The sequence below is a fragment of the Blastococcus sp. SYSU DS0617 genome (assembly GCF_054051075.1).
The window spans coordinates 39170-61492 of sequence record NZ_JBJHAO010000018.1; the positions used below are offsets into that span (position 1 = coordinate 39170).

The following is a 22323-nucleotide window of genomic DNA, read 5'->3' on the forward strand; positions in this document are numbered from 1 at the left end:
CGCGGCCGACGAGCGCCAGCGAGGAGGACGCGTGAGCGACCCGCTGACCAGCGCACCGGGGGCGGGTCTGCCCGGACCTGATCCCGTCGACGCGGGCGTCCCGGGGCTGGACGGGTCGAGCACCGAGACGGCACCCCTGGAGGTCGTCGTCGTCACCGGGCTGTCCGGCGCCGGCAAGAACAGCGCCGGGCGGGTGCTCGAGGACCTCGGCTGGTTCGTCGTCGAGAACCTGCCCCCCGCCCTGCTGCTGCCGATGGTGGAGCTGGGCGCCCGCGGTGACCTGCGGCGGTTCGCCGCCGTCGTCGACGTGCGCAGCCGGGCCTTCTCCAGCGACCTGCAGGAGGCCATCCGGGTCCTCTCCGAGGCCGGCCACCGGCCGCGGGTGCTCTACGTGCACGCCCGCGACGAGGTGCTCGTGCAGCGCTACGAGTCGAACCGGCGCGAGCACCCGCTGCAGGGCAACGGCACCCTGGTCGACGGGATCACCGCCGAGCGGAACCTGCTCACGGGCATCGCCGGCGAGGCCGACCTGTGGGTCGACACCAGCGAGCTCAACGTCCACCAGTTGCGCGCCACCCTGGAGAACGCCTTCGCCCGGGAGGGGCGGACCCCGCCGCTGACCGCGACGGTGATGAGCTTCGGGTTCAAGTACGGCGTCCCGCTGGACGCCGACCTCGTCGTGGACGCGCGCTTCCTGCCCAATCCGCACTGGGTCCCGGAGCTGCGCGCCTCCACCGGCCGGGATCCCGGGGTCCGGGACTACGTACTCGGCCAGGAGGACGCCGCCGAGTTCCTCGACCGCTACACCGAGGTGCTGCGGTTGCTCGTGCCCGGCTACCGCCGCGAGGGCAAGCGCTATCTGACGCTCGCCGTCGGCTGCACCGGCGGCAAGCACCGCAGCGTCGCGATCACCGAGGAGTTCGCGCGGCGGCTGAGCGCCGACGGGATCGCCGCCGTGGCCCGGCACCGCGACCTGGGCCGCGAGTAGTGGGCGCGAGCACGGAGCGGGGCGCGCGGGCGCCCCGGGTCGTCGCGTTCGGCGGGGGGCACGGGCTGGCGGCCGCGCTGGCGGCGTGGCGCGAGCTCACGCCGGACGTCACCGCCGTGGTCACCGTCGCGGACGACGGCGGCTCCTCCGGCCGTATCCGCCGGGAGCTGCCCGTCCTGCCGCCGGGCGACCTGCGCATGGCCCTCACCGCGCTGGCCGGGGCGGGGGAGCGGGAGCGGGGGCTGGCCGCGCTGCTGCAGCACCGGCTCGGCGGCACCGGGGGCCTGGCCGGCCACTCCGTGGGCAACCTGCTGCTCACCGGTCTCGTGGAGCTGCACGGCGGGGACACGGTGCAGGCGCTGGACGAGCTCGCCGGCCTGCTCGGCGCCCGGGGGCGTGTGCTCCCGATGGCCGACGTCCCGCTGGATCTCGTCGCCCGGGTGGAGCCCGTCGACCGGGAGGACCGCACGCAGGTGCGCACCATCCGCGGGCAGGTGGCCATCGCCACCACCCCGGGGCGGGTGCGGCAGATCCGGCTGTCACCGCCCGACCCGCCGGTCAACCCGGCCGTGCTCGAGGCGATCGCCGCGGCGGACGTGATCTCGCTGGGCCCCGGCTCCTGGTACACCTCGGTGCTGCCGCACCTGCTGGTGCCCCAGCTGCGGACGGCGCTGGCCGCTGCGGCGGCGAAGGTGGTGGTGGTGCTGAACCTGGAACCGCAGCCCGGGGAGACCGACGGGTTCTCCCCGGAGGAGCATGTGGCGGTGCTGCAGGCCCATCTGGGCGGAGTGCCATTGCACAGCGTGATCGCGGATGCTGACTCGGTTGTTGACCGCCGTGGTCTCCTGTCTGCGGTGCGCTCGTGCGGCGCCGAGCTCGTCCTGGCGCCGGTCGCTGAACTCGACGGTGCGCCACGGCACGATCCCGTGCGCCTGTCGGCCGCCCTGGCCTCCGTGGTCGGGCGGCGCTGAACGGGTAGAGGGCTCAGGCCGGGTACCGGAACGTACGGACCCGGCCGGTACGAGGGGGAAGAGGGGACGCCACACATGGCGACGACCCGGACGACGACAGGTAGCCCCGTAGCTACGTGGGGGTGGACGACGTGGCGATGACGGCCATGGTGAAGGACGAGCTCTCGAGGGTCGAGTGCACGAAGACCTCCGAGCGCAAGGCGGAGGTCACCGCGCTGCTGCGTTTCTCGGGCGGGCTGCACATCGTCGGCGGCCGGGTGGTCATCGAGGCCGAGCTGGACACCGGCTCCGTCGCCCGACGGCTCCGGCGGGACATCAGCGAGGTCTACGGCTACACGAGCGGGGTGAGTGTGCTGGCCGGGGGGAACATCCGCCGCGGCGTGCGCTACCTCGTGCGCATCGCCAAGCACGGTGAGGGCCTGGCCCGGCAGACCGGGCTGGTCGACCAGCGCGGCCGCCCGGTGCGCGGCCTGCCGCCCGCGGTGGTCTCGGGCAGCATCAACGACGCCGAGGCCGCGTGGCGGGGCGCGTTCCTCGCCCACGGGTCGCTGACCGAGCCCGGCCGGTCCTCGTCGCTCGAGGTGACCTGCCCGGGGCCCGAGGCGGCCATGGCGCTCGTCGGCGCCGCTCGCCGGCTCGGGATCGCCGCCAAGGCCCGCGAGGTCCGCGGCGCCGACCGCGTCGTGGTCCGGGACGGTGACGCCATCAGCGCGCTGCTCACCCGCATGGGCGCCCACGACGCGGTCATGGCGTGGGAGGAGCGGCGGATGCGCCGCGAGGTCCGGGCCACGGCCAACCGGCTGGCCAACTTCGACGACGCGAACCTGCGCCGCTCGGCGCGCGCGGCCGTCGCGGCCAGCGCACGCGTCGAGCGCGCCATGGAGATCCTCGCCAACGACGCCCCCGAGCACCTGCTCGTCGCCGGGCGGCTGCGGCTGGAGTTCGGTCAGGCCTCGCTGGAGGAGCTCGGTCAGCGGGCCGATCCGCCGATGACGAAGGACGCCGTCGCCGGACGCATACGGCGGCTGCTGGCGATGGCCGACAAGCGGGCCAAGGATCTGGGCATCCCGGACACGGAATCCGTCGTCACCGACGACATGCTCACGCAATAGGCACTGCGGGCCGACGGTGGCGACGGATGCTCACGTACGCATGGGCCCCGTCGTCACCGACGACATGCTCACGCGGTAGCGGACGGGGCCGCCGTCCGCCACGGGCGGCGGCCGTAACTCCTTCCTCCGGGTGAGACGCGGCTACAGGAGAACGACGCAGTCTCCGATGTCTCGGGAGTGGCGGGCGACCGAGCCCGCCCTCGACCGAGGAGCCGGGATGACGCCACAGCAGTGGGCGCTCCTGTTCGCCTGCGCGGCCGTGGTCGCGGTCGTGACCGCCTCCCTGGCCTGGCAGCGGCGCGACCGCACGCCGGCCGCCACCGCGCTCGCCGTGGCCATGACCGGTGTGGCGGTCTGGTCGGGCGCCAGCGGGCTCCTCCACTCGACCGATCACGTGCGCGACGTCTACCCCGCGCTGCTGTTGGCCTCCGTCGGCGTCGTCGTCGTCGGCATCTACGGGCTCGCCTGCGCCGTCGTCGACCCCTCCTGGCGCCCGGACCGCCGCACGGTCCTGCTGCTCGCGGTCGAACCCGTCGTCGTGGTCGTCCTGGCCGCGCTGCCGGCGACCCGGGATCTCGTCATGTCCAGTCAGGAGCCGGCCGGTCGCATCACCGAGCAGCAGGTCGCCCTGGGGCCGGTCTTCGCGCTCCACACGCTCTACTCCTATGCCCTGGTCGGTGTGGCCTACCTGCGCCTGTTCCGCCGGTGGCGGACCGCCACCGGGGTCTTCCGCCGCCAGATCGGCGTGCTGCTCGCCGCCGCCGCCATCCCGACGGTCGGCAACGTCGCCACGATCGCCATGCAGCTCGACGGGCGAGGCGCCGACATCACGCCGCTCTTCTTCCTCGTCACCGGGCTCATCGACTGCTGGGCTGTCCTGCGGCTGGGGTTCCTGCGGCTCGTGCCGGTGGCGCGGGAGCAGGTCGTGGACACCGTTCCCGACGCCGTCCTGGTCCTCGACCGGGACCAGGTGCTGCTCGACGCCAACCCCGCCGGCCGTCGGCTGCTGCGCCAGCTCCGGCCGGACCTCGGCGAGGCCGACATGATCGGCCGGCCGGTGCCGGAGTTCGTCGACCCGCGCGCGATCGCCGTGGTCGCCCGCGCCGACCTGCGGGACGGGCACCGCGTCGCCGAGGTCGCACCCGGTCTCTGGCTGGACGTCCAGGACACCCCCATCGGTGACCCCCGCGGCCGGTCCCTCGGCCGGATCGTGGTGATCCGCGACGTCAGCGAGCAGCAGGCGCGTCAGGCGGCCGTGGAGGCGCTCAACCAGCAGCTGGCCGAGCAGGTCCGGGAGATCGACCGGCTGCGCGCGGAGCTGGCCGAGGAGGCCGTGCGCGACCCGTTGACCGGGCTGCACAACCGCCGCCACCTCGACCGGGTGCTCGCGGACGACGGCGTCGGTGCGGGCCTCGACCGCCCGGCGGTCATCGCGCTCGACATCGACCACTTCAAGCGGGTCAACGACCGCTTCGGACACGCGGCCGGGGACGCCGTCCTCACGGCCGTGGCCCGGCTCCTGCAGGCCGCCGTCCGCGGCGCGGACACGGCGGTCCGGCTGGGCGGCGAGGAGTTCCTCGTCGTCCTCCCGGGCGCGGACCGGGAGCAGGCGCTCCGGCGGGCGGAGCAGATGCGCCGCGACGTCGCGGCCGCCGTGCACGAGGTGGGTGGGGAGCAGATCCGGGTCACCATCAGCGCCGGGGTCGCCGTGGGTCCCGATGACGGCGCCTCGGCCGCAGCGCTGCTCGAGGCCGCCGACCAGGCCCTCTACAGCGCCAAGGCGGCCGGCCGGGACCGCGTCGTGGCCGCCGGAGCCGGCGCCCGGGACGCGGCCGCCGCGGACGAGGCGCCGGAGCCGGTCGCCGCGGGGTGACCCCCGGAACACCCGAGCGGGTGACCGGCAGCCGCGGAGCAGCACGGCCGCTAGGGTTCTGGGGAACGAGGCCGCGCGGTGCGCGGTCCGACGGCGCGAACTCGACGTGGAGGTCTGCAGTGACGGTCCGGGTAGGCATCAACGGATTCGGCCGGATCGGCCGCAACTTCTGGCGGGCCGCCGCGGCCAGCGGCCAGGACATCGAGATCGTGGCCGTCAACGACCTCACCAGCAACGAGGCCCTGGCCCACCTGCTCAAGTACGACAGCATCCTGGGCCGGCTGCCGCAGGACGTCGTCGCCGACGGCGACGGCATCACCATCGGCGGCACCAAGATGAAGGTGCTGTCGGAGCGCGACCCGGCCAACCTGCCGTGGGCCGACCTGGGTGTCGACGTCGTCGTCGAGTCCACCGGGTTCTTCACCAAGGCCGCCGACGCCCGCAAGCACGTCGACGCCGGTGGCGCCAAGAAGGTCATCATCTCCGCGCCGGCCACCGACGACGACATCACGATCGTCATGGGCGTCAACGACGAGCTGTACGACGGCTCGCAGACCGTCATCAGCAACGCGTCCTGCACCACCAACTGCCTGGCCCCGCTGGCCAAGGTCCTCAACGACGCCTTCGGCATCGAGCGCGGTCTGATGACCACGATCCACGCCTACACCGCCGACCAGAACCTGCAGGACGGTCCGCACAAGGACCTCCGCCGGGCGCGTGCCGCGGCCCTGAACATGGTGCCGACCTCCACCGGTGCCGCGAAGGCGATCGGCCTGGTGCTGCCCGAGCTCAAGGGCAAGCTCGACGGCTACGCCATCCGCGTCCCGGTCCCGACCGGTTCGGCGACCGACCTCACCGTGCAGCTCAAGCGCGAGGCGACGGCCGACGAGATCGACGCCGCCTACCGCGAGGCCGCCGCCGGTCCGCTCGGCAAGTACCTCACCTACACCTCCGACGAGATCGTCTCCTCCGACATCGTCACGGACCCGTCGTCCTGCATCTACGACGCCAAGCTGACCAAGGTCTTCGGACCCATGGCCAAGGTGCTGGGCTGGTACGACAACGAGTGGGGCTACTCCAACCGGCTCGTCGACCTCACCGCCCTGGTCGGTTCGAAGCTCTGACAACGATGCGCTCCCTCGACGACCTCCTCGCCGAAGGCGTCTCCGGTCGGCGCGTGCTCCTGCGCGCCGACCTGAACGTCCCGCTCGACAAGCAGACCGGCACGATCACCGACGACGGCCGGATCCGCGCCAGCCTGCCCACGCTGCAGGCGCTGCGCGACGCCGGTGCCCGGGTGGTCGTGGCCGCGCACCTCGGCCGGCCCAAGGGCACCCCGGACCCGCAGTTCTCCCTGGCGCCGGTCGCCGCGCGCCTGGGCGAGCTGCTCGGGACGACGGTGCCGCTGTCCGCCGACGTCGCCGGTGACGACGCCCGTGCGAAGGCCGGCGCCCTCGGCGACGGCGACGTCCTCCTGCTGGAGAACGTGCGCTTCGAGGCTGCCGAGACCAGCAAGGACGACGCCGAGCGGGGCGAGCTGGCCGACCGGTTCGCCGCGCTCGCCGACGTCTACGTCGACGACGCCTTCGGCGCGGTCCACCGGAAGCACGCCTCGGTGTTCGACGTCGCCCGACGGGTGCCCCGCTACGCCGGGCGCCTGGTCGCCCGCGAGCTCGAGGTGCTCACCCGGCTGACCACCGACCCGGAGCGGCCCTACGTGGTCGTGCTGGGCGGGTCCAAGGTCAGCGACAAGCTCGCCGTCATCGAGGCGCTGCTGCCCAAGGTGGACCGACTGCTGGTCGGCGGCGGGATGTGCTTCACGTTCCTCGCCGCCCAGGGCCACGGGGTCGGGTCGTCGCTGCTGGAGGCCGACCAGGTCGACACCTGCCGCCGGCTGCTCGCGGCCGCCGGTGATCGGATCGTCCTGCCGGTCGACGTCGTCGCCGCGACCGCGTTCAGCGCCGACGCCGAGACCAGCGTCGTGCCCGTGACCGAGATCCCCGAGGACCGCATGGGCCTGGACGTCGGCCCGCGCACCGTCGAGGTCTTCGGGACCGAGCTGGGTGCGGCGCGCACCGTCTTCTGGAACGGGCCCATGGGGGTGTTCGAGCTGGCGCCGTTCCAGGCCGGCACCCGGGGCGTGGCCCAGGCCGTCGCCGCCGTGGACGGCCTGTCGGTCGTCGGCGGTGGGGACTCCGCCGCGGCGGTCCGGCAGCTGGGCCTGGACGAGGCCGCCTACGGCCACATCAGCACCGGCGGCGGCGCGTCGCTGGAGTACCTCGAGGGCCGGGAACTGCCGGGTCTCGCGGTGCTCACCGACTGAGCGGGGAACGACGCATGGCACGCACGCAGCAGCCCGCGGTCCGGACGGGCCGCCGGCCGCTCATCGCCGGCAACTGGAAGATGCACCTGACGCACCTGGAGGCCATCGGCCTGGTGCAGAAGATCGTCTTCTCGCTCAAGCCGACCGAGCTCGACGCCGCCGAGGTGGTCGTGGTGCCGCCGTTCACCGCGCTGCGCAGCGTGCAGACGCTGGTGGCCGGCGACAAGCTGAGCATCGGGTACGGCGCGCAGGACGTCTCGGCGCAGGACTCCGGGGCCTACACGGGCGAGGTCAGCGGCGTGATGCTCAGCGCGCTGGCCTGCACCTACGCCGTCGTCGGGCACTCGGAGCGGCGCGCGTACCACGCGGAGACCGACGAGGTCGTCGCCACCAAGGTGCGCAGCAGCCTCCGGCACGGGCTCGTGCCGATCCTGTGCGTGGGGGAGGGGCTTGAGGTCCGCAAGGCCGGCGAGCACGTCGCCCACTGCACCGCCCAGCTCGACGCCGCGCTGGAGGGCCTGACCACCGAGCAGGTCGCCGGGAGCCCCGGGGCAGGTGGCGGCATCGTCGTCGCCTACGAGCCGGTGTGGGCGATCGGCACCGGGGAGGTGGCCACCCCGGAGGACGCCCAGGAGGTCTGCGGCGCACTCCGGGCGCGGCTCGCCGAGCGGTTCGGGCCCGAGACGGCCGCTGCGGTCCGTATCCTCTACGGCGGGTCGGTGAAGGCCGCGAACACGGCCGGGATCCTGGCCGGGCCGGACGTCGACGGTGCGCTCGTCGGCGGTGCCAGCCTGGATGCAGACGAGTTCGCACAGATCTGTCGGACCGCCGCCGAGGTCAGCTGACCGCTGCTGATCGCCGCCGGCCGTACTACCGGGGGCGAACAGCACGTCGTGAACGAGACGCTCGAACGGCTCGGCCGGCGCCTGCCGGCATGGGCGCAGGGGCGCCAGGCGCGGCTGGTCCTCGCGGTGGCGGCGCTGGTCGTCGTGGTCCTGGTCCTCGCGGTCAGCTGCCTGGGCGGCGCCGGTGGCCGGGCCGACGTGCCGGTCGTCGAGGGGGAGCCGGACGCGGGCGTCACCGGCGTCCGCGCGCCCTCGGACGCCACCGGCGGCACCCTGCGGGTGGTCGCGCCGGAGATCGACAGCCTGGATCCGCAGCGCTCCTACCTGCCGGGCGTGTGGAACCTGATGCGGCTCTACACCCGGACGCTGGTCACCTACTCGTCGGAGCCCGGGCGCACCGGTGAGCTCGTCCCGGACCTCGCCACGGACCTGGGGACGTTGTCGGAGGACGGGCTGAGCTGGACCTACACCCTGCGCGAGGGGGTGCGGTTCGAGAACGGCCGGCCCATCACCGCGCAGGACGTCAAGTACGGGATCCAGCGGTCCTTCGACGCCCGGACGGTCGTCGGCGGCCCCACCTACGTCGTCGACCTCTTCGACGACCCGGCCAACCGCTACCCCGGGCCGTACTCGGCGGAGGAGGACGACCCGGAGCTCACCGCCGTGGAGACGCCGGACGAGCGCACGATCGTCTTCCGGCTGCGCGCGCCGGAGCCCGACCTGCCCTACGTGCTGGCGTTGCCCTCCAGCAGCCCCGTCCCCGTCGAGGCGGACACCCGCGGGGACTACGGGATCGACCCGGTCTCCTCGGGGCCGTACGCGATCACCTCCGTCGACGCCGCCGTGGGCATCCAGCTGGACCGCAACCCCGAGTGGGACCCGGCGACCGACGACGTCCGGACGGCACTGCCCGACCGCGTGCTCGTGCGCACCGGCCTGTCGGGTGTCGAGCGGGACCAGGCGCTGCTGGCCGGGTCGGCCGACGTCGACATCTCCGGGTCGGGAGCGCAGGCGCCCACGAGCGCCCGGCTGGAGGGCGAGGACGGCGAAGGCCTGCGCGACCGCGTCGACGACGTCACCACCGGCGCGCTCCGGCTGCTGGCGCTGCCCACGGACGTCGCCCCGTTCGGGAACGCGTCCTGCCGGGCCGCGGTCGCGGCGGCGGTCGACCGCCGTCCGGTGCAGGACGCCCTCGGCGGCGCGGGGAACGCCGTGCGCACCTCCCGGCTGTGGACGCGCACCCTCGGGGACGGGCCCGAGGACGCCGACCCCGCTCCCGACCTCGACGCCGCCCGCCAGCACCTGGAGGAGTGCGGGAAGCCGGACGGCTTTCCCACGGTGCTCGCCGTGCCGGACGGGCGGGCCGGGGTGGAGATCGCCGAGGTGGTGGCCGAGCAGCTGGCCGCCGTCGGCATCGAGGTGGAGGTTCGCCCGCTGGACGCGGCGAGCTTCTACGCCACCGAGGTCGGCAACCCGGACAGCGTCGCCGCCAACGAGTACGGGATCGTGCTGGCCACCTCGACCCCCGACTTCCCGACCGCGGGCTCGCTCCTCGCGCCGCTGGCCGACGGCCGCGGCATCCGTGCGGTGGGCAACACCAACTACGCGCGGCTGGACGACCCCGACATCAACGGGCTGATCGACACCGCCCGCACCGCCGGCACCGGCGACGCGGCGCGCGAGGCGTGGCGGGCGGTGGCCGCCGCGGTGGAGGAGACCGCCGCCTACGTGCCGCTCGCCGAGACCCGGATCCAGCTGCTCGCCGGACAACGGCTGCGCAACGGTGTGGTGATGCGGCCCTACAGCGGCTACGACCTCGCCACGGCCGGCGTGCGCTGACAGCCCCGGGAGCATCGCAGCGAGCGCCGGTGAGCGAGGAGCGGACCGGGGCGCGGAGGCGCACGACGGGAGGGCGCTGACAGCCCCGGGAGCATCGCGGCGAGCGAGGAGCGGACCGGGGCGCGGACGCGCACCGGGCAGGATCGCGGTGTGGTGTCGGTTAGGCTCGGGGACGAGATCCGGCGCTCGGCGCCGGTCGTGAGGCTGGAGAGGTCATGATCGAGGTTGTCCTGAACGTGCTGCTGGTCCTGACCAGCACGCTGCTCGTGGTGCTGATCCTGCTGCACCGGGGCAAGGGTGGCGGCCTCTCCTCGATGTTCGGTGGCGCCGCCTCCGCCTCGCTGTCCGGCTCGTCCGTGGTGGAGAAGAACCTCAACCGGCTGACGATCTTCACGGCGCTGATCTGGGCCGTCTGCATCGTCGGACTGGGCATCCTCGTCAAGGTCGGCTGACCCCCGGGCGCCCCGGCAGATCGCGTGCGAATCGTGACCGGAGACGGCCCCTCCACGATCTAGACTTCGCGGGCTGTGGTGATCTGCCACACGTCTGGGTCGGACTTCAGGGAGTGCTCGTGGCTGGTGGCAACGCGATCCGGGGTAGCAGGGTCGGGGCAGGTCCGATCGGTGAGGCGGAGCGCGGCGAGTCCGCGCCGCGGCTGAGGCTGCCGTTCTGGTGCGCCAACGGGCACGAGACACGGATCGCCTTCGCCCGCGACGCCGACGTGCCGGAGCTGTGGGACTGCCCCCGCTGCGGGCTCCCCGCCGGACAGGACCAGCGCAACCCGCCCCCCGCCCCGCGCAACGAGCCGTACAAGACGCACCTGGCCTACGTGCGGGAGCGCCGCACCGACGCCGACGGCGACGCCCTTCTCGAGGAGGCGCTCACCCGGCTCCGGGCCCGCCGCGGGATGTAGCGCGCAGGCGCTTGCCCGCGCGACCGGGCTCAGCGCGGTGGCAGCTCGCCCGCGGCGGCGCGGTCGAGCAGCCACCGCGTCGCCCGGACGCCGTGCACCCCGGCCGCGGGCAGGTCCACCGGGTCCGCGCCGGACAGGGCCTCGGTCACCGCACGCGCCTTGCCCTCGCCGGACACCACCAGCCAGACCTCCTCCGCCGCGTTGATGGCGGCGAAGCCGAGGCTGATGCGGGTCGGCGGCGGCTTGGGGCAGTCGCGCACCGCGACCACCGGACGCTCGTCGCGGACCGCAGGGGAGTCCGGGAAGATCGACGCCACGTGACCCTCGGGGCCGATCCCGAGCAGCAGCACGTCGAAGCGCGGCACCTGCCCGTCGTCGCCCGCCGCCGTCGCCAGTTGGTCCGCGTACCAGGCGGCGGCGTCCTCGGGTTCGGCGAAGTCCCCGTCCGACGGCGGCATGGGGTGCACCCGGGCGGGGGCGGCGCCGACCGCGTCGAGCAGCGCCTGGCGCGCTGCCTTCTCGTTGCGCTCGTCGTCGTCGGCGGGCACGAACCGCTCGTCGCCCCACCAGACGTCCACCGCCGCCCAGTCGACGGTCTCGCGCACGGGTTCCGCGGCCAGCCGGGCGACGTGCTCCAGCACGGCGGTGCCGATCCCGCCGCCGGTCAGCACCACCGACGCCGTCCCGTGCACCACCTGGGCGGCAGCCAGGCGGGCGACCAGGGCCTCGGCCACGGCCCGTGCGAGCCGGTCGGCATCGGCCTCGATGACGACGTCGGGCGTGGGGCGCGGGTCGTCGGGGAGCTCTGCGGCCACGTCGTCGCCGGGGGAGAGGCTCACGACGTGCTCCGTGCCGCGGGTGCGTCGGACGGCTCGCCGTCCTCCGTGGGGTCGAACCACACGTGCTCGCGTTCCGGGGAGCGCTCGGTCAGTCCGCTCACCCCGGTCGCCGCCTCGAGTGCGTCGCTGTAGGGCTCGTCGGGGTCCAGCCGCCGCAGCTCCTCGCTGAGCAGGTCGCCCAGCGCGCGGGCGGGCAGGGCCACCGTGCCGTCGGGACGGTTGGGCTGGGTGATGACCGCGCCGCTGCGGTGGTCGGCGGTGACCCGCACCTCCTCGCCCTGGTCCAGCTGCAGGACCACCGACTCGACCCCGCTCGGTCCCGCGTGGCGGGAGCCGTCGGTGACCTCGATGCTGCTGCCGCACCGGGAGGTGATCCAGCCCGCCAGCAGCTGAGCGGTCGCGTTGTGCGGATCGCCTTCGATCCGGCCCCCGCTGATCCGCACCGCGTCCCCGCGGCGGCCGGCGACGGAGTCGAGCGTGGAGGCGAGGATCGCCCGCCACGCGGTGCTCCGCGTCCAGGTGAGGTCCGTGTCGCCGGGGACGTAGTCCTCGGCCCGGATCCGCAGCGCCTCGCGGGGGTCGTCGGCCAGCGAGCTGTCGGTGATGCGGCGGTCGGCGAAGACGGCCAGCGCGTCGGTGGCGAGCCGCTCCGGGGGCGGGCCGTGCCACCAGGCGACGACGGGGGCGTCGGCGGCCAGCAGCGGCAGGACGACGGACTCCGAGTGCAGTGCCAGCCGGCCGTACATGCGCAGCACGACCGCCTCGCCCGGCCCGAGCCGCCCGCCGATCTGCACCTCGGCGTCCAGGCGGGGCACCGGTGCCTCGATCTGCCGGCGCACCGCGATGAGCACGCGGCAGGGGTGCATCTCGGCGGCGTAGGTGGCGGCCTCCTCGGCCTCGGCGACCCGGGACTCGTCCGCCACCACGACCAGGGTCAGCGCGACGCCGGACAGGACGGCGCCGCCGGTCCGCCGCTGGGCGGCCAGTTCCTTCACCACGGCCGAGCCGGTGGTGTCCCACAGCGTCGTCATGGCGTCTCCTCGGGTCGGGCCGGACCGGCGGCGCCGGCTGCGGGGCTCATGGCCGCCGCCACTGACGGTTCTCGGCGGCCAGCATCTCGTCGGCCGCCCGGGGCCCCCACTCGCCGGCGCGGTACGGGAAGGGTTCCGAGCCCGCCCAGAACTCCTCGAGCGGGTCGATCACCGCCCAGGAGGCCTCCACCTCGGCGTTGCGCGGGAACAGCGTGGCGTCGCCGAGGAGGACGTCGAGCAGCAGCCGCTCGTAGGCCTCGGGCGAGGACTCGGTGAACTGCTCGCCGTAGAGGAAGTCCATCGAGACGTCGCGGACCTCCATGACGCTGCCGGGCACCTTCGAGCCGAACTTGAGGGTGATGCCCTCGTCCGGCTGCACCCGCACGACGAGCTGGTTGTTGCCCAGCTCCTCGGTGTCGGTGTCGGCGAAGGGCAGGTGCGGAGCCCGCTTGAACACCAGCGCGATCTCGGTCACCCGGCGGGGGAGGCGCTTGCCGGTGCGCAGGTAGAAGGGCACCCCGGCCCAGCGGCGGGTCTCGACGCCGAGCCGGACGGCGGCGTAGGTCTCGGTGGTCGACGCGGGGTCGACGCCCTCCTCCTGCCGGTAGCCGTTGGCCCGCTCGCCGGCCAGCCAGCCGGGCTCGTACTGGCCGCGCACGGCGAAGGTCTCCAGGTCGTCGGGGAGCGAGATGGCGCGCAGCACCTTGAGCTTCTCGATCCGGATCTGCTCGGCGGAGAACTCGACCGGCTCCTCCATGGCCGTGAGCGCCAGCAGCTGCAGCAGGTGGTTCTGCAGCACGTCGCGGGCGGCGCCGGTCTCCTCGTAGAACCCGGCGCGCCCGCCGATGCCGACGTCCTCGGCCATGGTGATCTGCACGGAGTCGACGTGGTGGCCGTTCCAGACCGGCTCGAAGAGGCTGTTGGCGAACCGCAGCGCCATCAGGTTCTGGACGGTCTCCTTGCCCAGGTAGTGGTCGATGCGGAAGACGTCGTCGGCGCCGAACACCGAGTCGACGAGCTGGTTGAGCTCGCGGCTGGACGCCAGGTCGGTGCCGAAGGGCTTCTCGACGACCACCCGCCGCCAGCGCTCGGGTGTGCTGTCGGCCATGCCGGTGCGCTGCATCTGCTTGAGCACGGTGGGGAACATCGCCGGCGGGATGGAGAGGTAGAAGGCGGCGTTGCCCCCGATGCCGTGGCTGCCCTCGAGGTCGGTGAGCGCGCCGGCCAGTTCGTCGAAGGCATCGTCGTCGTCGAACGAGCCCTGGACGAAGTGCACGCTGGCCGCCAGCCGCTCCCACACCTCCTCGCGCCACGGCGTCCGCGCGTTCTTGCGTGCCGCGTCCCGGGCGAGCTCGGCGAACTCCGTGTCGCCCCAGTCGCGCCGGGCGAAGCCCAGCAGCGCGAAGTTGGTGGGCAGCAGCCCTCGGTTGGCCAGGTCGTACACGGCCGGCAGCAGCTTCTTGCGGGCGAGGTCGCCGGTGATGCCGAAGACCACGAGGGCGCAGGGCTCCGGCACCCGGGGCAGGCGCCGGTCCCTCGGGTCGCGCAGCGGGTTGGCGATCATCGGGGGCCGCGAATCGGGGGGAGAGCCATGGTCCGTCCTCGGGATCGGCGGGGGGCGTGGCCGGGCGGCGTGCCGGCAGCTGCTGGGCGCCTCAGGCGAGGGCCGCGAGGAGCTGGCCGATGCCGGCGGCCCGATCGGTCAGGTGCAGGTGCAGCAGGGGCCGCTTCCGGTCGGCGAGGGCCTTGCGGTCACCGCCGGCCTGCGCCGCCTGCAGCCCGCCGAACGTGTAGGGCTGGTCGGGGATGGAGAGGTCGTCGGCGACGGCCCCGGTGATCTGCAGGAACGCGCCGGTCTGCGGGCCGCCCTTGTGGTACTGACCGGTCGAGTGCAGGAAGCGCGGGCCCCAGCCGAAGGTGACGGCGCGGTCGGTCCGGGCGGCCAGCGCGGCGCGCAGGTCGGCGGCGCTCGCGTCGGCGAACCGGTCCAGGTAGGCCATGACGGCCAGGTAGCCCCGCTCCGGGACGGCGGACAGCACGGCGTCCAGGGCCAGCGAGACGCCGTCCAGGGAACTCAGGTCCACGCCGTCCAGCACGCCGCTGCTGCCGCGCACCTCGATGGCGCCGATCGTGGCGGCGGGCTGCTCGTCCGGGAGGCCCGAGTCGAGGATCGCCCGGGTGTTCTCCTTGCTCTCGGTCACGTTGGGCTGGTCGAAGGGGTTGATGCCCAGCAGCCGGCCGGCCACCGCGGTGGCGTACTCCCACCCGAGGAACTGGGCGCCCAGCGGTCCGCGGACCGTCAGCGACGGCGACGTCGCCGGGGTGTCGGCGCCGGCCACGGCCAGCAGGGTGTCCGGGCCGCTGCTGCCCGGTGCGGTCGCCGACTCCAGGACGACGGGCAGGATGCCGCGCCCCTCCTTGCCGGTGGACTCGGCGACGAGCTGCTCGGCCCAGTCGCCGAAGCCCTGGATCGCGGTGCCGGTGCCCGGCTCGGCGTCGGCCAGGGCCAGCTTGTCCCGCCCCTGCACGGCGGCGGCGCCCAGCACGGCACCTAGCTCGAAGGCGGGGTTGCCGCCCTCGGCCAGGTGCTCGGCCAGCTCCTCCGCCTCGTCGAGCAGTGCCCCGACGTCGGCGCCGGCCAGCGCCGAGGGGACCAGGCCGAACGCGGACAGCGCGCTGTAGCGCCCACCGACCGTCGGGTCGGCGAGGAAGACGGCACGGGCGCCCATGGCGGCGGCCGTCTCAGCGAGCGGGGACCCCGGGTCGGTGACGACGACGAAGCGTGCCCCGACCTGCGCGGCGTCCAGGCCCGCCGCGGCGAAGGCGGACTCGAAGATGCGCCGGTGGCTGTCGGTCTCGACGGTGCCGCCGGACTTCGAGCTGACCACCACGACGGTGCGCTCGAGCTCGGTCACGGCCGCGGCGACCTGGCCGGGGTCGGTGGTGTCCAGGACGACGAGCGGCACGCCGGCGGTCCGGCAGATGACCTCGGGCGCGAGCGAGGAGCCGCCCATGCCGCAGAGCACGACGCGGTCGAGCCCCTCGGACTGCAGCTGGGCGCGCAGCTCGGCCAGCTGCTCGACCAGGGACCGGGAGGAGCTGGGCAGGTCCAGCCAGCCCAGCCGGATGGCCGCCTCGCTCTCGGCGTCCGGCCCCCAGAGCGTCGCGTCCTTGCGCGCCAGTCGTGCGGCGACGTCGTCGGCGGCGAGCCGGCTTTGCAGGTCGTCGGGGACCTCGAGTCCCCGGACGCTGACCTCCAGGTTCACGCTCCCTCCTCGCCGGCGCTGGTCGGCGGCGTCCGCCGGGTTGCGGTGTCCACGAGTGAACTCGCGAGCTCGCTCACTTCTTGTCCTCCAGCTGGGTGCGGACCGACTCGGTGAGCTCGTCCCAGGAGTCCACGAACTTCTGGATGCCCTCGACCTCGAGCACCCGGAAGACGTCGTCGAGGTCCACGCCGGCGTCCCGCACGGACTGCATGACCGCCGCGGCGTCCTCGTAGGACTTCTGGACCGGCGTGCCCGGGCTGCCGTGGTCGGCGTAGGCCATGAGGGTCTTCTCCGGCATGGTGTTCACCGTGCCGGGTGCGATGAGCTCGCTGATGTAGAGGGTGTCCGGCAGCTCGGGGTTCTTCACGCCGGTCGAGGCCCACAGCGGCCGCTGCGGGCGGGCGCCCTTCGCCTCGAGGGCCTTCCACCGGTCGGAGGAGAAGACCTCCTCGTAGGCCTGGTAGGCCAGCTGGGCGTTGGCCACGCCCGCCTTGCTCTTCAGGCCGGCATCCGCGCCGGCCTTCTCCAGGCGCTTGTCGATCTCGGTGTCCACGCGGGACACGAAGAACGACGCGACCGAGGCGATGCCCGACAGGTCGGCCTCGGGGTCCTGCGCCAGCCGCTCCTCCAGGCCGGACAGGTAGGCGTCCATGACCTTGCGGTAGCGGTCGGGGCTGAAGATCAAGGTGACGTTGACGCTGATGCCCCGGGCGATCGACGTCTGGATGGCGGGCAGGCCCGCCTCGGTCGCGGGGATCTTGATGAACAGGTTCGGCCGGTCGACCAGCCACCACAGGTGGGCGGCCTCCGCAGCGGTGGCGTCGGTGTCGTTCGCCAGCCCCGGCGCGACCTCCAGGGAGACCCGCCCGTCCCCGGGCTGCTCCGCGGCCACCGGAGCCAGCAGGTCGCAGGCGTCCCGGACGTCGGCGGCGGTGATGGTGCGCAGCGCCTCCTCGACGCTCACCCGCCGGATGGCCATCGCGTGCAGCTGGTCGTCGTAGGAGTCCGACCCGCTGATCGCGGCGGCGAAAATCGTCGGATTGGTGGTGACGCCGACGACGGAGTGCTCGTCGACCAGCGACTGCAGGTTGCCGCTGCGGATGCGGTCGCGCGACAGGTCGTCGAGCCAGACTGCGACCCCGGCCGAGCTGAGCTCGGCCATCTTCTCGTTCCGTGCCATGACAGGTCCCTTCCGGGCTGGTCGTTGCGGCTGGAGGACGGCGGTCGGCCCGAGGTTCAGCGATCGCCGGTGGGGGAGTGCAGGACACCGGAGGCATCGGGCCCGAGCGGCCCGACGGGATCGCCGGAGGCGGCCGCGATGCTCTCGCGGGCCGCGGCGACGACCGCCTCGGCGGTGAAGCCGAACTTCTCGTAGAGCACCCCGTAGGGCGCGCTGGCGCCGTAGTGGTCGATGCCGACGATCCGGCCGGCGTCGCCCACGAACTCCCGCCACCCCTGCGGGATGCCGGCCTCGACGCTCACACGGGCGCGCACCGACCGCGGGAGGACCTCCTCGCGGTAGGCCCGGTCCTGGGCGGCGAACCACTCGACGCACGGCACGGAGACGACCCGGGTCGGGATGCCGTCGGCCTCGAGCTGCTCGCGGGCCGCGACGGCGATCTGCACCTCGGACCCGGTGCCCAGGAGGATCAGCTCCGGAGTGCCGGAGGAGGCCTCGGCGAGCACGTAGGCGCCACGGGCGGTGCCCTCCGCCGAGGCGAACCGCTCCCGGTCGAGGACGGGCAGGTTCTGCCGGGACAGCGCCAGCCCGGCCGGCCGGTCGTTGTGCTCCAGGATCGTCCGCCAGGCGACGGCGACCTCGTTGGCGTCGGCCGGGCGGACGACGTCCAGGCCCGGGATGGCCCGCAGCGCGGCGAGGTGCTCGATCGGCTGGTGCGTCGGGCCGTCCTCGCCCAGGCCGATCGAGTCGTGGGTCCAGACGTAGGTGACCGGCAGCTGCATGAGCGCCGCCAGCCGGACCGCGCCGCGCATGTAGTCGGAGAAGGTGAGGAAGGTGCCGCCGTAGACGCGGGTGCCGCCGTGCAGCGCGATCCCGTTCATGATCGCGCCCATGGCGTGCTCGCGGACGCCGAAGTGCAGGTTGCGGCCGTAGGGGCCGCCGGACCACGACTTGGTCTGGCGGTCGGCCGGGAGGAACGAGGGCTCGCCCTTGACCGCGGTGTTGTTGCTCTCCGCGAGGTCGGCCGAGCCGCCCCACAGCTCCGGCAGTGCCGGGTAGAGCGCCGCGAGCACCTCGCCGGAGGCCTTGCGCGTGGCCACGCCCTTCTCGTCGGCGGGCCAGCTGGGCAGCTGCCCGGCCCAGCCGTCGGGCAGCGTGCGGGTGCTCATGCGCTCCAGGAGCGCGGCGCCCGCGGGGTTGTCCTGCTGCCAGGCGGTGAAGCGCTCCTGCCACTCGGCGTGCGCGGACCGGCCGCGGTCGACGACCTTCCGCGCGTGCTCGAGCACCTCGGGGGCGACGCCGAAGGACGTCGACGGGTCGAGGCCCAGGATCTCCTTGGTGGCCCGCACCTCGTCCTCGCCGAGCGCCGAGCCGTGGGCGGCGCCGGTGTTCTGCTTGTTCGGGGACGGCCAGGCGATGATCGTGCGCAGCACGATGATCGAGGGACGCCGGGTCTCGGCCTTCGCGGCGGCCAGCGCGGCGTCGAGGGCGGCGAGGTCCTCACCGTCGTCGACGTGCTGCACGTGCCAGCCGTAGGCCTCGTAGCGCTTGCCGACGTCTTCGGTGAAGGCGACCGTCGTGTCGTCCTCGATGGAGATCCTGTTGTCGTCGTAGACCAGGACCAGGTTGCCCAGCCGCTGCGTGCCGGCCAGGGACGACGCCTCGCCGCTGATGCCCTCCTCGAGGTCGCCGTCGGAGCAGAACGCCCAGATGGTGTGGTCGAAGAGGCTCTCGCCCTCGGGGGCGTCGGGGTCGAGCATGCCGCGCTCGCGGCGGGCGGCCATCGCCATGCCCACGGCGTTGCCCACGCCCTGCCCGAGCGGGCCGGTGGTGGTCTCGACGCCGGGGGTGTGGTTGACCTCGGGGTGGCCGGGGGTGAGCGAGCCCCAGGTGCGGAGCGCCTTGAGGTCGTCGAGCTCCAGGCCGTAGCCGGAGAGGTAGAGCTGCACGTACAGCGTCAGGCTGGAGTGCCCCATCGACAGCACGAACCGGTCGCGGGCGACCCAGTTCGGGTCGGTCGGGTCGTGCCGCAGCCAGCGCTGGAAGAGCAGGTAGGCGGCCGGCGCCATGCTCATGGCGGTGCCGGGGTGGCCGTTGCCGGCCTTCTGCACCGCGTCCATCGCCAGCACGCGGGCGGTGTCGATCGCCGCACGGTCGAGGTCGCCGAAGCCCTCGGGGAGGGTCGGGGTGGGCTGGGTGGGGGAGCCGGTCGGCGTGTCCGTCGCGGCCTCGGCAGGAGCCTCGGGTGCGGTGCTCTGGGTGTGGGCCGTGTTCGTGCTGTCCGGTGCCATCGTGGCTCGGTGCTCCCTCGGGTCGGGGCCTGGCGGGCCGCCCGGGGACTACTGCGTCCGGGCGGACGACGTGCGCGGCAGCGACGGGCCGCCGGCTCCTGGGTCCGTTCCCGGTCCGGGAGCACGTCGTCGTCGACTCGGCCCTACCCGCTGCACGAGCAGCATCAACGTGATCAAGCCTAGTCGTGCGGAACCCGAGCCGCGCCCAGGGAGGAGGCCCCCGCGGGCTACAGTGGCGTGCGTTCCCAATCCCCGGCTCGGAGTAGGCCCCCTCGTGCTCGTCCACTGGGCTGCAGTGCCCCGATGCCCGCTCGCCGCCGCGGTCGGGGCTTCCCGGTGACGGCGCTGTCCGAGCGTTCGGCTCCCGCCCGCCGGGGCGTGCGGGTCTCCGGTCGCACGTCGACCGTGCGGAAGCGGGTGCTGGCCTACGTCGGCCTGACCAAGCCCCGGATCATTGAGCTGCTGCTGGTGACGACGGTGCCGGCGATGATGCTCGCCGCGCGCGGCTGGCCGTCGTTCGCCCTGCTGCTGTCGACCCTGGTCGGCGGCACCCTCGCCGCGGGCGCCGCGAACGTCTTCAACTGCTACTTCGACCGCGACATCGACCGGCTGATGCAGCGCACCCAGAAGCGGCCGCTGGTCACCGGCGAGGTCACGCCACGGGCTGCGCTGATCTTCGGGTTCGCCCTCACGGTCAGCTCGATCGCGCTGCTGGCCGCGACCACCACGCTGCTGGCCGCGGCGCTCGCGGCGGCGGCGATCTTCTACTACGCCGTCCTCTACACGATGGTGTTCAAGCGGCACACCCGCCGCAGCACCGAGTGGGGCGGGGTGCCCGGCGCGGCTCCGGTGCTCATCGGCTGGGCCGCCGTCACCGGCTCGCTGGACTGGCCGGCCGTCGTGGTGTTCGCCGTCGTCTTCTGCTGGCAGATGCCGCACTTCTGGGCGCTGGCGCTGCGGTTCAAGGACGACTACGCGCGGGCCGACGTCCCGATGCTGCCGGTGGTCACCACCGAGCTGTCCGTCGGGCGGCAGTCCGTCGCCTGGGCCTACGCGACCGTGGCCGTCTCCCTGCTGCTGTGGCCGGTGGCCACCGACTACGGCATCGGCCTGGGCTACACGGTGCCCGCGGTGCTGCTCGGCGCCTGGTTCGTCGTGGAGTCCCACCGCCTGCTCGCCCGCATCAAGCGCGGTGGCGACATCCGCTCGATGTCGCTGTTCCACGTCTCGATCTCGTACCTGTCGCTGCTGATGGTCGCGATCATCGTCGACGCCATCGTGTGATCCGTCGTCCTCCGGACGACACCACGGCCGACGGCCGTCCCCGATCGGCACGGAGCGCGCCCATGCACGTCCCGCCGGGAGCCACCGGCCCCGCGTCGGGCCGGCGTCGCCGCAGGCGGCGATAGCGTGGGGCATGCGGCGCGACATCGCCAACGCGCGGATGGGTCAGCTGGTCGGGGCCGACGGGCGCACCTACTCGCTGCGGGCGGGGGCCCTCGGGGCCGCGGAGGTCGAGGCGCTGATCGAGGGCGGTCGGCCCGTCGTCACCTACTTCGCGGGCGGCCGGCTGGTCTGGCACGACGAGGACGACGCCTGGCCGGCCTGGGCCGATGCGCGCAGCGCCGACGAGAAGGTCACCGCAGGGCGCTGGGAGTCACCCGACGGCTCGCTCGCCGTCGTCCTCGTCTGGCACGAGTGACCGGGGCCGCATCTGCGGGGAAGTTGGCCCTCCAGGGCCCCCGCGGAGGCCAACTGCCCGGAAGTTGCGGTCGGCGGACGGCGGGGGGCGCCTCAGCGGGTGGCGGCGGCCGGCTGCGGGGAGGCGCTCACCGGCAGGTCCGACGCCGGGCCGCGGACCGACCAGACCAGCCGTGCCGTGAACGCGGTGACGAGCACCGCGCCCAGCATGTGCACCAGCACCAGGGCGACCGGCAGCTCGGTGAAGTACTGCACGTAGCCGACGACGCCCTGCGCCAGCTGGACGACCAGCAGGTCACGGGCCGCGCGGCGGACCCGGTCGGGGGAGTCCGTCGCGTGCAGGGCCACGAGCAGGGCGATGGTCAGCCCGAGCAGCAGGAAGACGGCGTCGGCGTGCAACTGGCTCATCAGCTCGGGGTCGAAGCCCATCCGGACCGGTGCGGCGTCGGGGTCCTCCGGTACGTCACCGCTGTGCGGGCCGCTGCCGGTGACCACCGTGCCGATGGCCAGCACGACGGCGGTGGTCGCGGCGATGCCCCACACCAGGAGCACGAAGGGACGGCGGAGCAGCGGCTGCCCCACGCCCGGTTCGCGCGAGCGCAGCCACAGCGTCGTGGCCAGCGCCACCAGGACGGCGGAGACGAGGAAGTGCGCGGCGACGGTCCACGGGTTGAGGCCCGTGAGCACGGTGACCCCGCCGAGCGCGGCCTGCGCCGGGATGCCGAGGAAGGTCAGCGCCGCCAGCGGCCGCAGGTCCCGGCGCGGGGAGCGCCACACCGCGACCAGCGTGGCGATGGCGACGGCGGCGAGCACGAAGGTGAGCAGCCGGTTGCCGAACTCGATGAGGCCGTGGCCCGCCATCTCCGGCGTCGTGACGAAGCTGTCGTCGGTGCACCTCGGCCACGTCGGGCAGCCCAGGCCCGAGCCGGTGAGCCGGACCAGACCGCCGGTGACGACGATCAGGCCGTTGGCCACCGCGTTGGCCAGCGCGAGGCGCGAGACGGTCGCGGGGGAGAAGGAGCGGGGCAGGACCGGCACGCCCCGATGCTAGGTCGTGCGGCCGGCCGCGCGGGCCGCGCACGGGCCTGCGCGCGACGGCGGCAGTGACGCTCCTCACGGAACCCCGGCCGGTGGGCCACTTCTTAGGTGGA

General features: G+C 74.0%; 19 protein-coding genes. 12 read left to right on the top strand and 7 right to left on the bottom strand.

Annotated features, from left to right (window positions below):
* Positions 1-31 precede the first annotated feature (31 nt).
* The 10 genes from rapZ (at position 32) to ACI793_RS17030 (ending at position 10864) form a co-directional block, all read left to right on the top strand.
* Complete coding sequence (gene rapZ, locus ACI793_RS16985) at positions 32-988, top strand: RNase adapter RapZ (RefSeq protein ID WP_456607553.1); 957 nt, start codon at positions 32-34, stop codon at positions 986-988.
* Positions 988-1959 carry a gluconeogenesis factor YvcK family protein gene (locus ACI793_RS16990; protein ID WP_456607554.1) on the top strand — a complete coding sequence of 324 codons (972 nt, stop codon included), beginning with the start codon at positions 988-990 and terminating at the stop codon, positions 1957-1959. Before rapZ ends, ACI793_RS16990 begins: the two co-directional genes overlap by 1 nt.
* Before the next feature lie 122 nt (positions 1960-2081).
* On the top strand, positions 2082-3071 hold the full coding sequence (whiA, locus tag ACI793_RS16995; protein ID WP_456607555.1) for a DNA-binding protein WhiA: 990 nt from the start codon (positions 2082-2084) through the stop codon (positions 3069-3071).
* Positions 3072-3288: 217 nt separating this feature from the next.
* Positions 3289-4944, top strand: a complete 1656-nt coding sequence (locus ACI793_RS17000; protein ID WP_456607556.1) for a histidine kinase N-terminal 7TM domain-containing diguanylate cyclase — start codon at positions 3289-3291, stop codon at positions 4942-4944.
* Positions 4945-5063: 119 nt separating this feature from the next.
* Positions 5064-6068 carry a type I glyceraldehyde-3-phosphate dehydrogenase gene (gap, locus tag ACI793_RS17005; RefSeq protein WP_456607557.1) on the top strand — a complete coding sequence of 335 codons (1005 nt, stop codon included), beginning with the start codon at positions 5064-5066 and terminating at the stop codon, positions 6066-6068.
* Between the two features lie 5 nt (positions 6069-6073).
* Entirely contained in the window at positions 6074-7267 is a 1194-nt protein-coding gene (locus ACI793_RS17010; protein ID WP_456607558.1) for a phosphoglycerate kinase, read from the top strand.
* Positions 7268-7281: 14 nt separating this feature from the next.
* Positions 7282-8112: a triose-phosphate isomerase gene (gene tpiA, locus ACI793_RS17015; RefSeq protein ID WP_456607559.1), complete on the top strand. Its 831-nt coding sequence runs from the start codon at positions 7282-7284 to the stop codon at positions 8110-8112.
* Between the two features lie 48 nt (positions 8113-8160).
* The gene (locus tag ACI793_RS17020) at positions 8161-9951 is read left to right on the top strand and encodes an ABC transporter substrate-binding protein (RefSeq protein WP_456607560.1); all 1791 of its coding nucleotides are present in this window, start codon (positions 8161-8163) and stop codon (positions 9949-9951) included.
* Between the two features lie 215 nt (positions 9952-10166).
* Positions 10167-10403: a preprotein translocase subunit SecG gene (secG, locus tag ACI793_RS17025; RefSeq protein ID WP_456607561.1), complete on the top strand. Its 237-nt coding sequence runs from the start codon at positions 10167-10169 to the stop codon at positions 10401-10403.
* Between the two features lie 119 nt (positions 10404-10522).
* A complete protein-coding gene (locus ACI793_RS17030; protein ID WP_456607562.1) occupies positions 10523-10864 on the top strand; it encodes an RNA polymerase-binding protein RbpA in 342 nt (113 codons plus the stop codon).
* Between the two features lie 29 nt (positions 10865-10893).
* Here ACI793_RS17030 and pgl read toward each other — a convergent pair whose 3' ends face one another.
* From pgl to tkt, 6 genes are all read right to left on the bottom strand, one after another.
* Positions 10894-11703 carry a 6-phosphogluconolactonase gene (gene pgl / locus ACI793_RS17035; protein WP_456607563.1) on the bottom strand — a complete coding sequence of 270 codons (810 nt, stop codon included), beginning with the start codon at positions 11701-11703 and terminating at the stop codon, positions 10894-10896.
* Positions 11700-12734: a glucose-6-phosphate dehydrogenase assembly protein OpcA gene (locus tag ACI793_RS17040; RefSeq protein ID WP_456607564.1), complete on the bottom strand. Its 1035-nt coding sequence runs from the start codon at positions 12732-12734 to the stop codon at positions 11700-11702. The genes pgl and ACI793_RS17040 overlap by 4 nt, the downstream gene beginning before the upstream one ends.
* A 46-nt stretch (positions 12735-12780) precedes the next feature.
* Positions 12781-14298 (bottom strand): glucose-6-phosphate dehydrogenase, encoded by a 1518-nt coding sequence (gene zwf / locus ACI793_RS17045; RefSeq protein WP_456607565.1) that lies wholly within the window; start codon positions 14296-14298, stop codon positions 12781-12783.
* Between the two features lie 91 nt (positions 14299-14389).
* The gene (locus tag ACI793_RS17050; protein ID WP_456607566.1) at positions 14390-16000 is read right to left on the bottom strand and encodes a glucose-6-phosphate isomerase; all 1611 of its coding nucleotides are present in this window, start codon (positions 15998-16000) and stop codon (positions 14390-14392) included.
* A 73-nt stretch (positions 16001-16073) separates the two neighbouring features.
* Positions 16074-17180 (bottom strand): transaldolase, encoded by a 1107-nt coding sequence (tal, locus tag ACI793_RS17055; protein WP_456607567.1) that lies wholly within the window; start codon positions 17178-17180, stop codon positions 16074-16076.
* A gap of 56 nt (positions 17181-17236) precedes the next feature.
* On the bottom strand, positions 17237-19471 hold the full coding sequence (tkt, locus tag ACI793_RS17060) for a transketolase (RefSeq protein WP_456607568.1): 2235 nt from the start codon (positions 19469-19471) through the stop codon (positions 17237-17239).
* A 303-nt stretch (positions 19472-19774) separates the two neighbouring features.
* Here tkt and ACI793_RS17065 point away from each other — a divergent pair, with 303 nt between their 5' ends.
* Both ACI793_RS17065 and ACI793_RS17070 read left to right on the top strand, forming a co-directional pair.
* Positions 19775-20755: a heme o synthase gene (locus ACI793_RS17065; protein WP_456607569.1), complete on the top strand. Its 981-nt coding sequence runs from the start codon at positions 19775-19777 to the stop codon at positions 20753-20755.
* 133 nt (positions 20756-20888) lie between these two features.
* Complete coding sequence (locus ACI793_RS17070) at positions 20889-21173, top strand: hypothetical protein (protein ID WP_456607570.1); 285 nt, start codon at positions 20889-20891, stop codon at positions 21171-21173.
* A 92-nt stretch (positions 21174-21265) separates the two neighbouring features.
* Here ACI793_RS17070 and ACI793_RS17075 read toward each other — a convergent pair whose 3' ends face one another.
* Entirely contained in the window at positions 21266-22210 is a 945-nt protein-coding gene (locus ACI793_RS17075) for a COX15/CtaA family protein (protein ID WP_456607571.1), read from the bottom strand.
* Positions 22211-22323: the final 113 nt, after the last annotated feature.

Bases quoted from the DNA above. Each gene is read 5' to 3' on its own strand.
- ACI793_RS17000 (WP_456607556.1), top strand. From the start codon at position 3,289: ATGACGCCACAGCAGTGGGCGCTCCTGTTCGCCTGCGCGGCCGTGGTC.
- ACI793_RS17010 (WP_456607558.1), top strand. From the start codon at position 6,074: ATGCGCTCCCTCGACGACCTCCTCGCCGAAGGCGTCTCCGGTCGGCGC.
- tpiA (WP_456607559.1), top strand. From the start codon at position 7,282: ATGGCACGCACGCAGCAGCCCGCGGTCCGGACGGGCCGCCGGCCGCTC.
- secG (WP_456607561.1), top strand. From the start codon at position 10,167: ATGATCGAGGTTGTCCTGAACGTGCTGCTGGTCCTGACCAGCACGCTG.
- ACI793_RS17040 (WP_456607564.1), bottom strand. From the start codon at position 12,734: ATGACGACGCTGTGGGACACCACCGGCTCGGCCGTGGTGAAGGAACTG.
- zwf (WP_456607565.1), bottom strand. From the start codon at position 14,298: ATGATCGCCAACCCGCTGCGCGACCCGAGGGACCGGCGCCTGCCCCGG.
- tal (WP_456607567.1), bottom strand. From the start codon at position 17,180: ATGGCACGGAACGAGAAGATGGCCGAGCTCAGCTCGGCCGGGGTCGCA.
- tkt (WP_456607568.1), bottom strand. From the start codon at position 19,471: ATGGCACCGGACAGCACGAACACGGCCCACACCCAGAGCACCGCACCC.
- ACI793_RS17065 (WP_456607569.1), top strand. From the start codon at position 19,775: ATGCCCGCTCGCCGCCGCGGTCGGGGCTTCCCGGTGACGGCGCTGTCC.
- ACI793_RS17070 (WP_456607570.1), top strand. From the start codon at position 20,889: ATGCGGCGCGACATCGCCAACGCGCGGATGGGTCAGCTGGTCGGGGCC.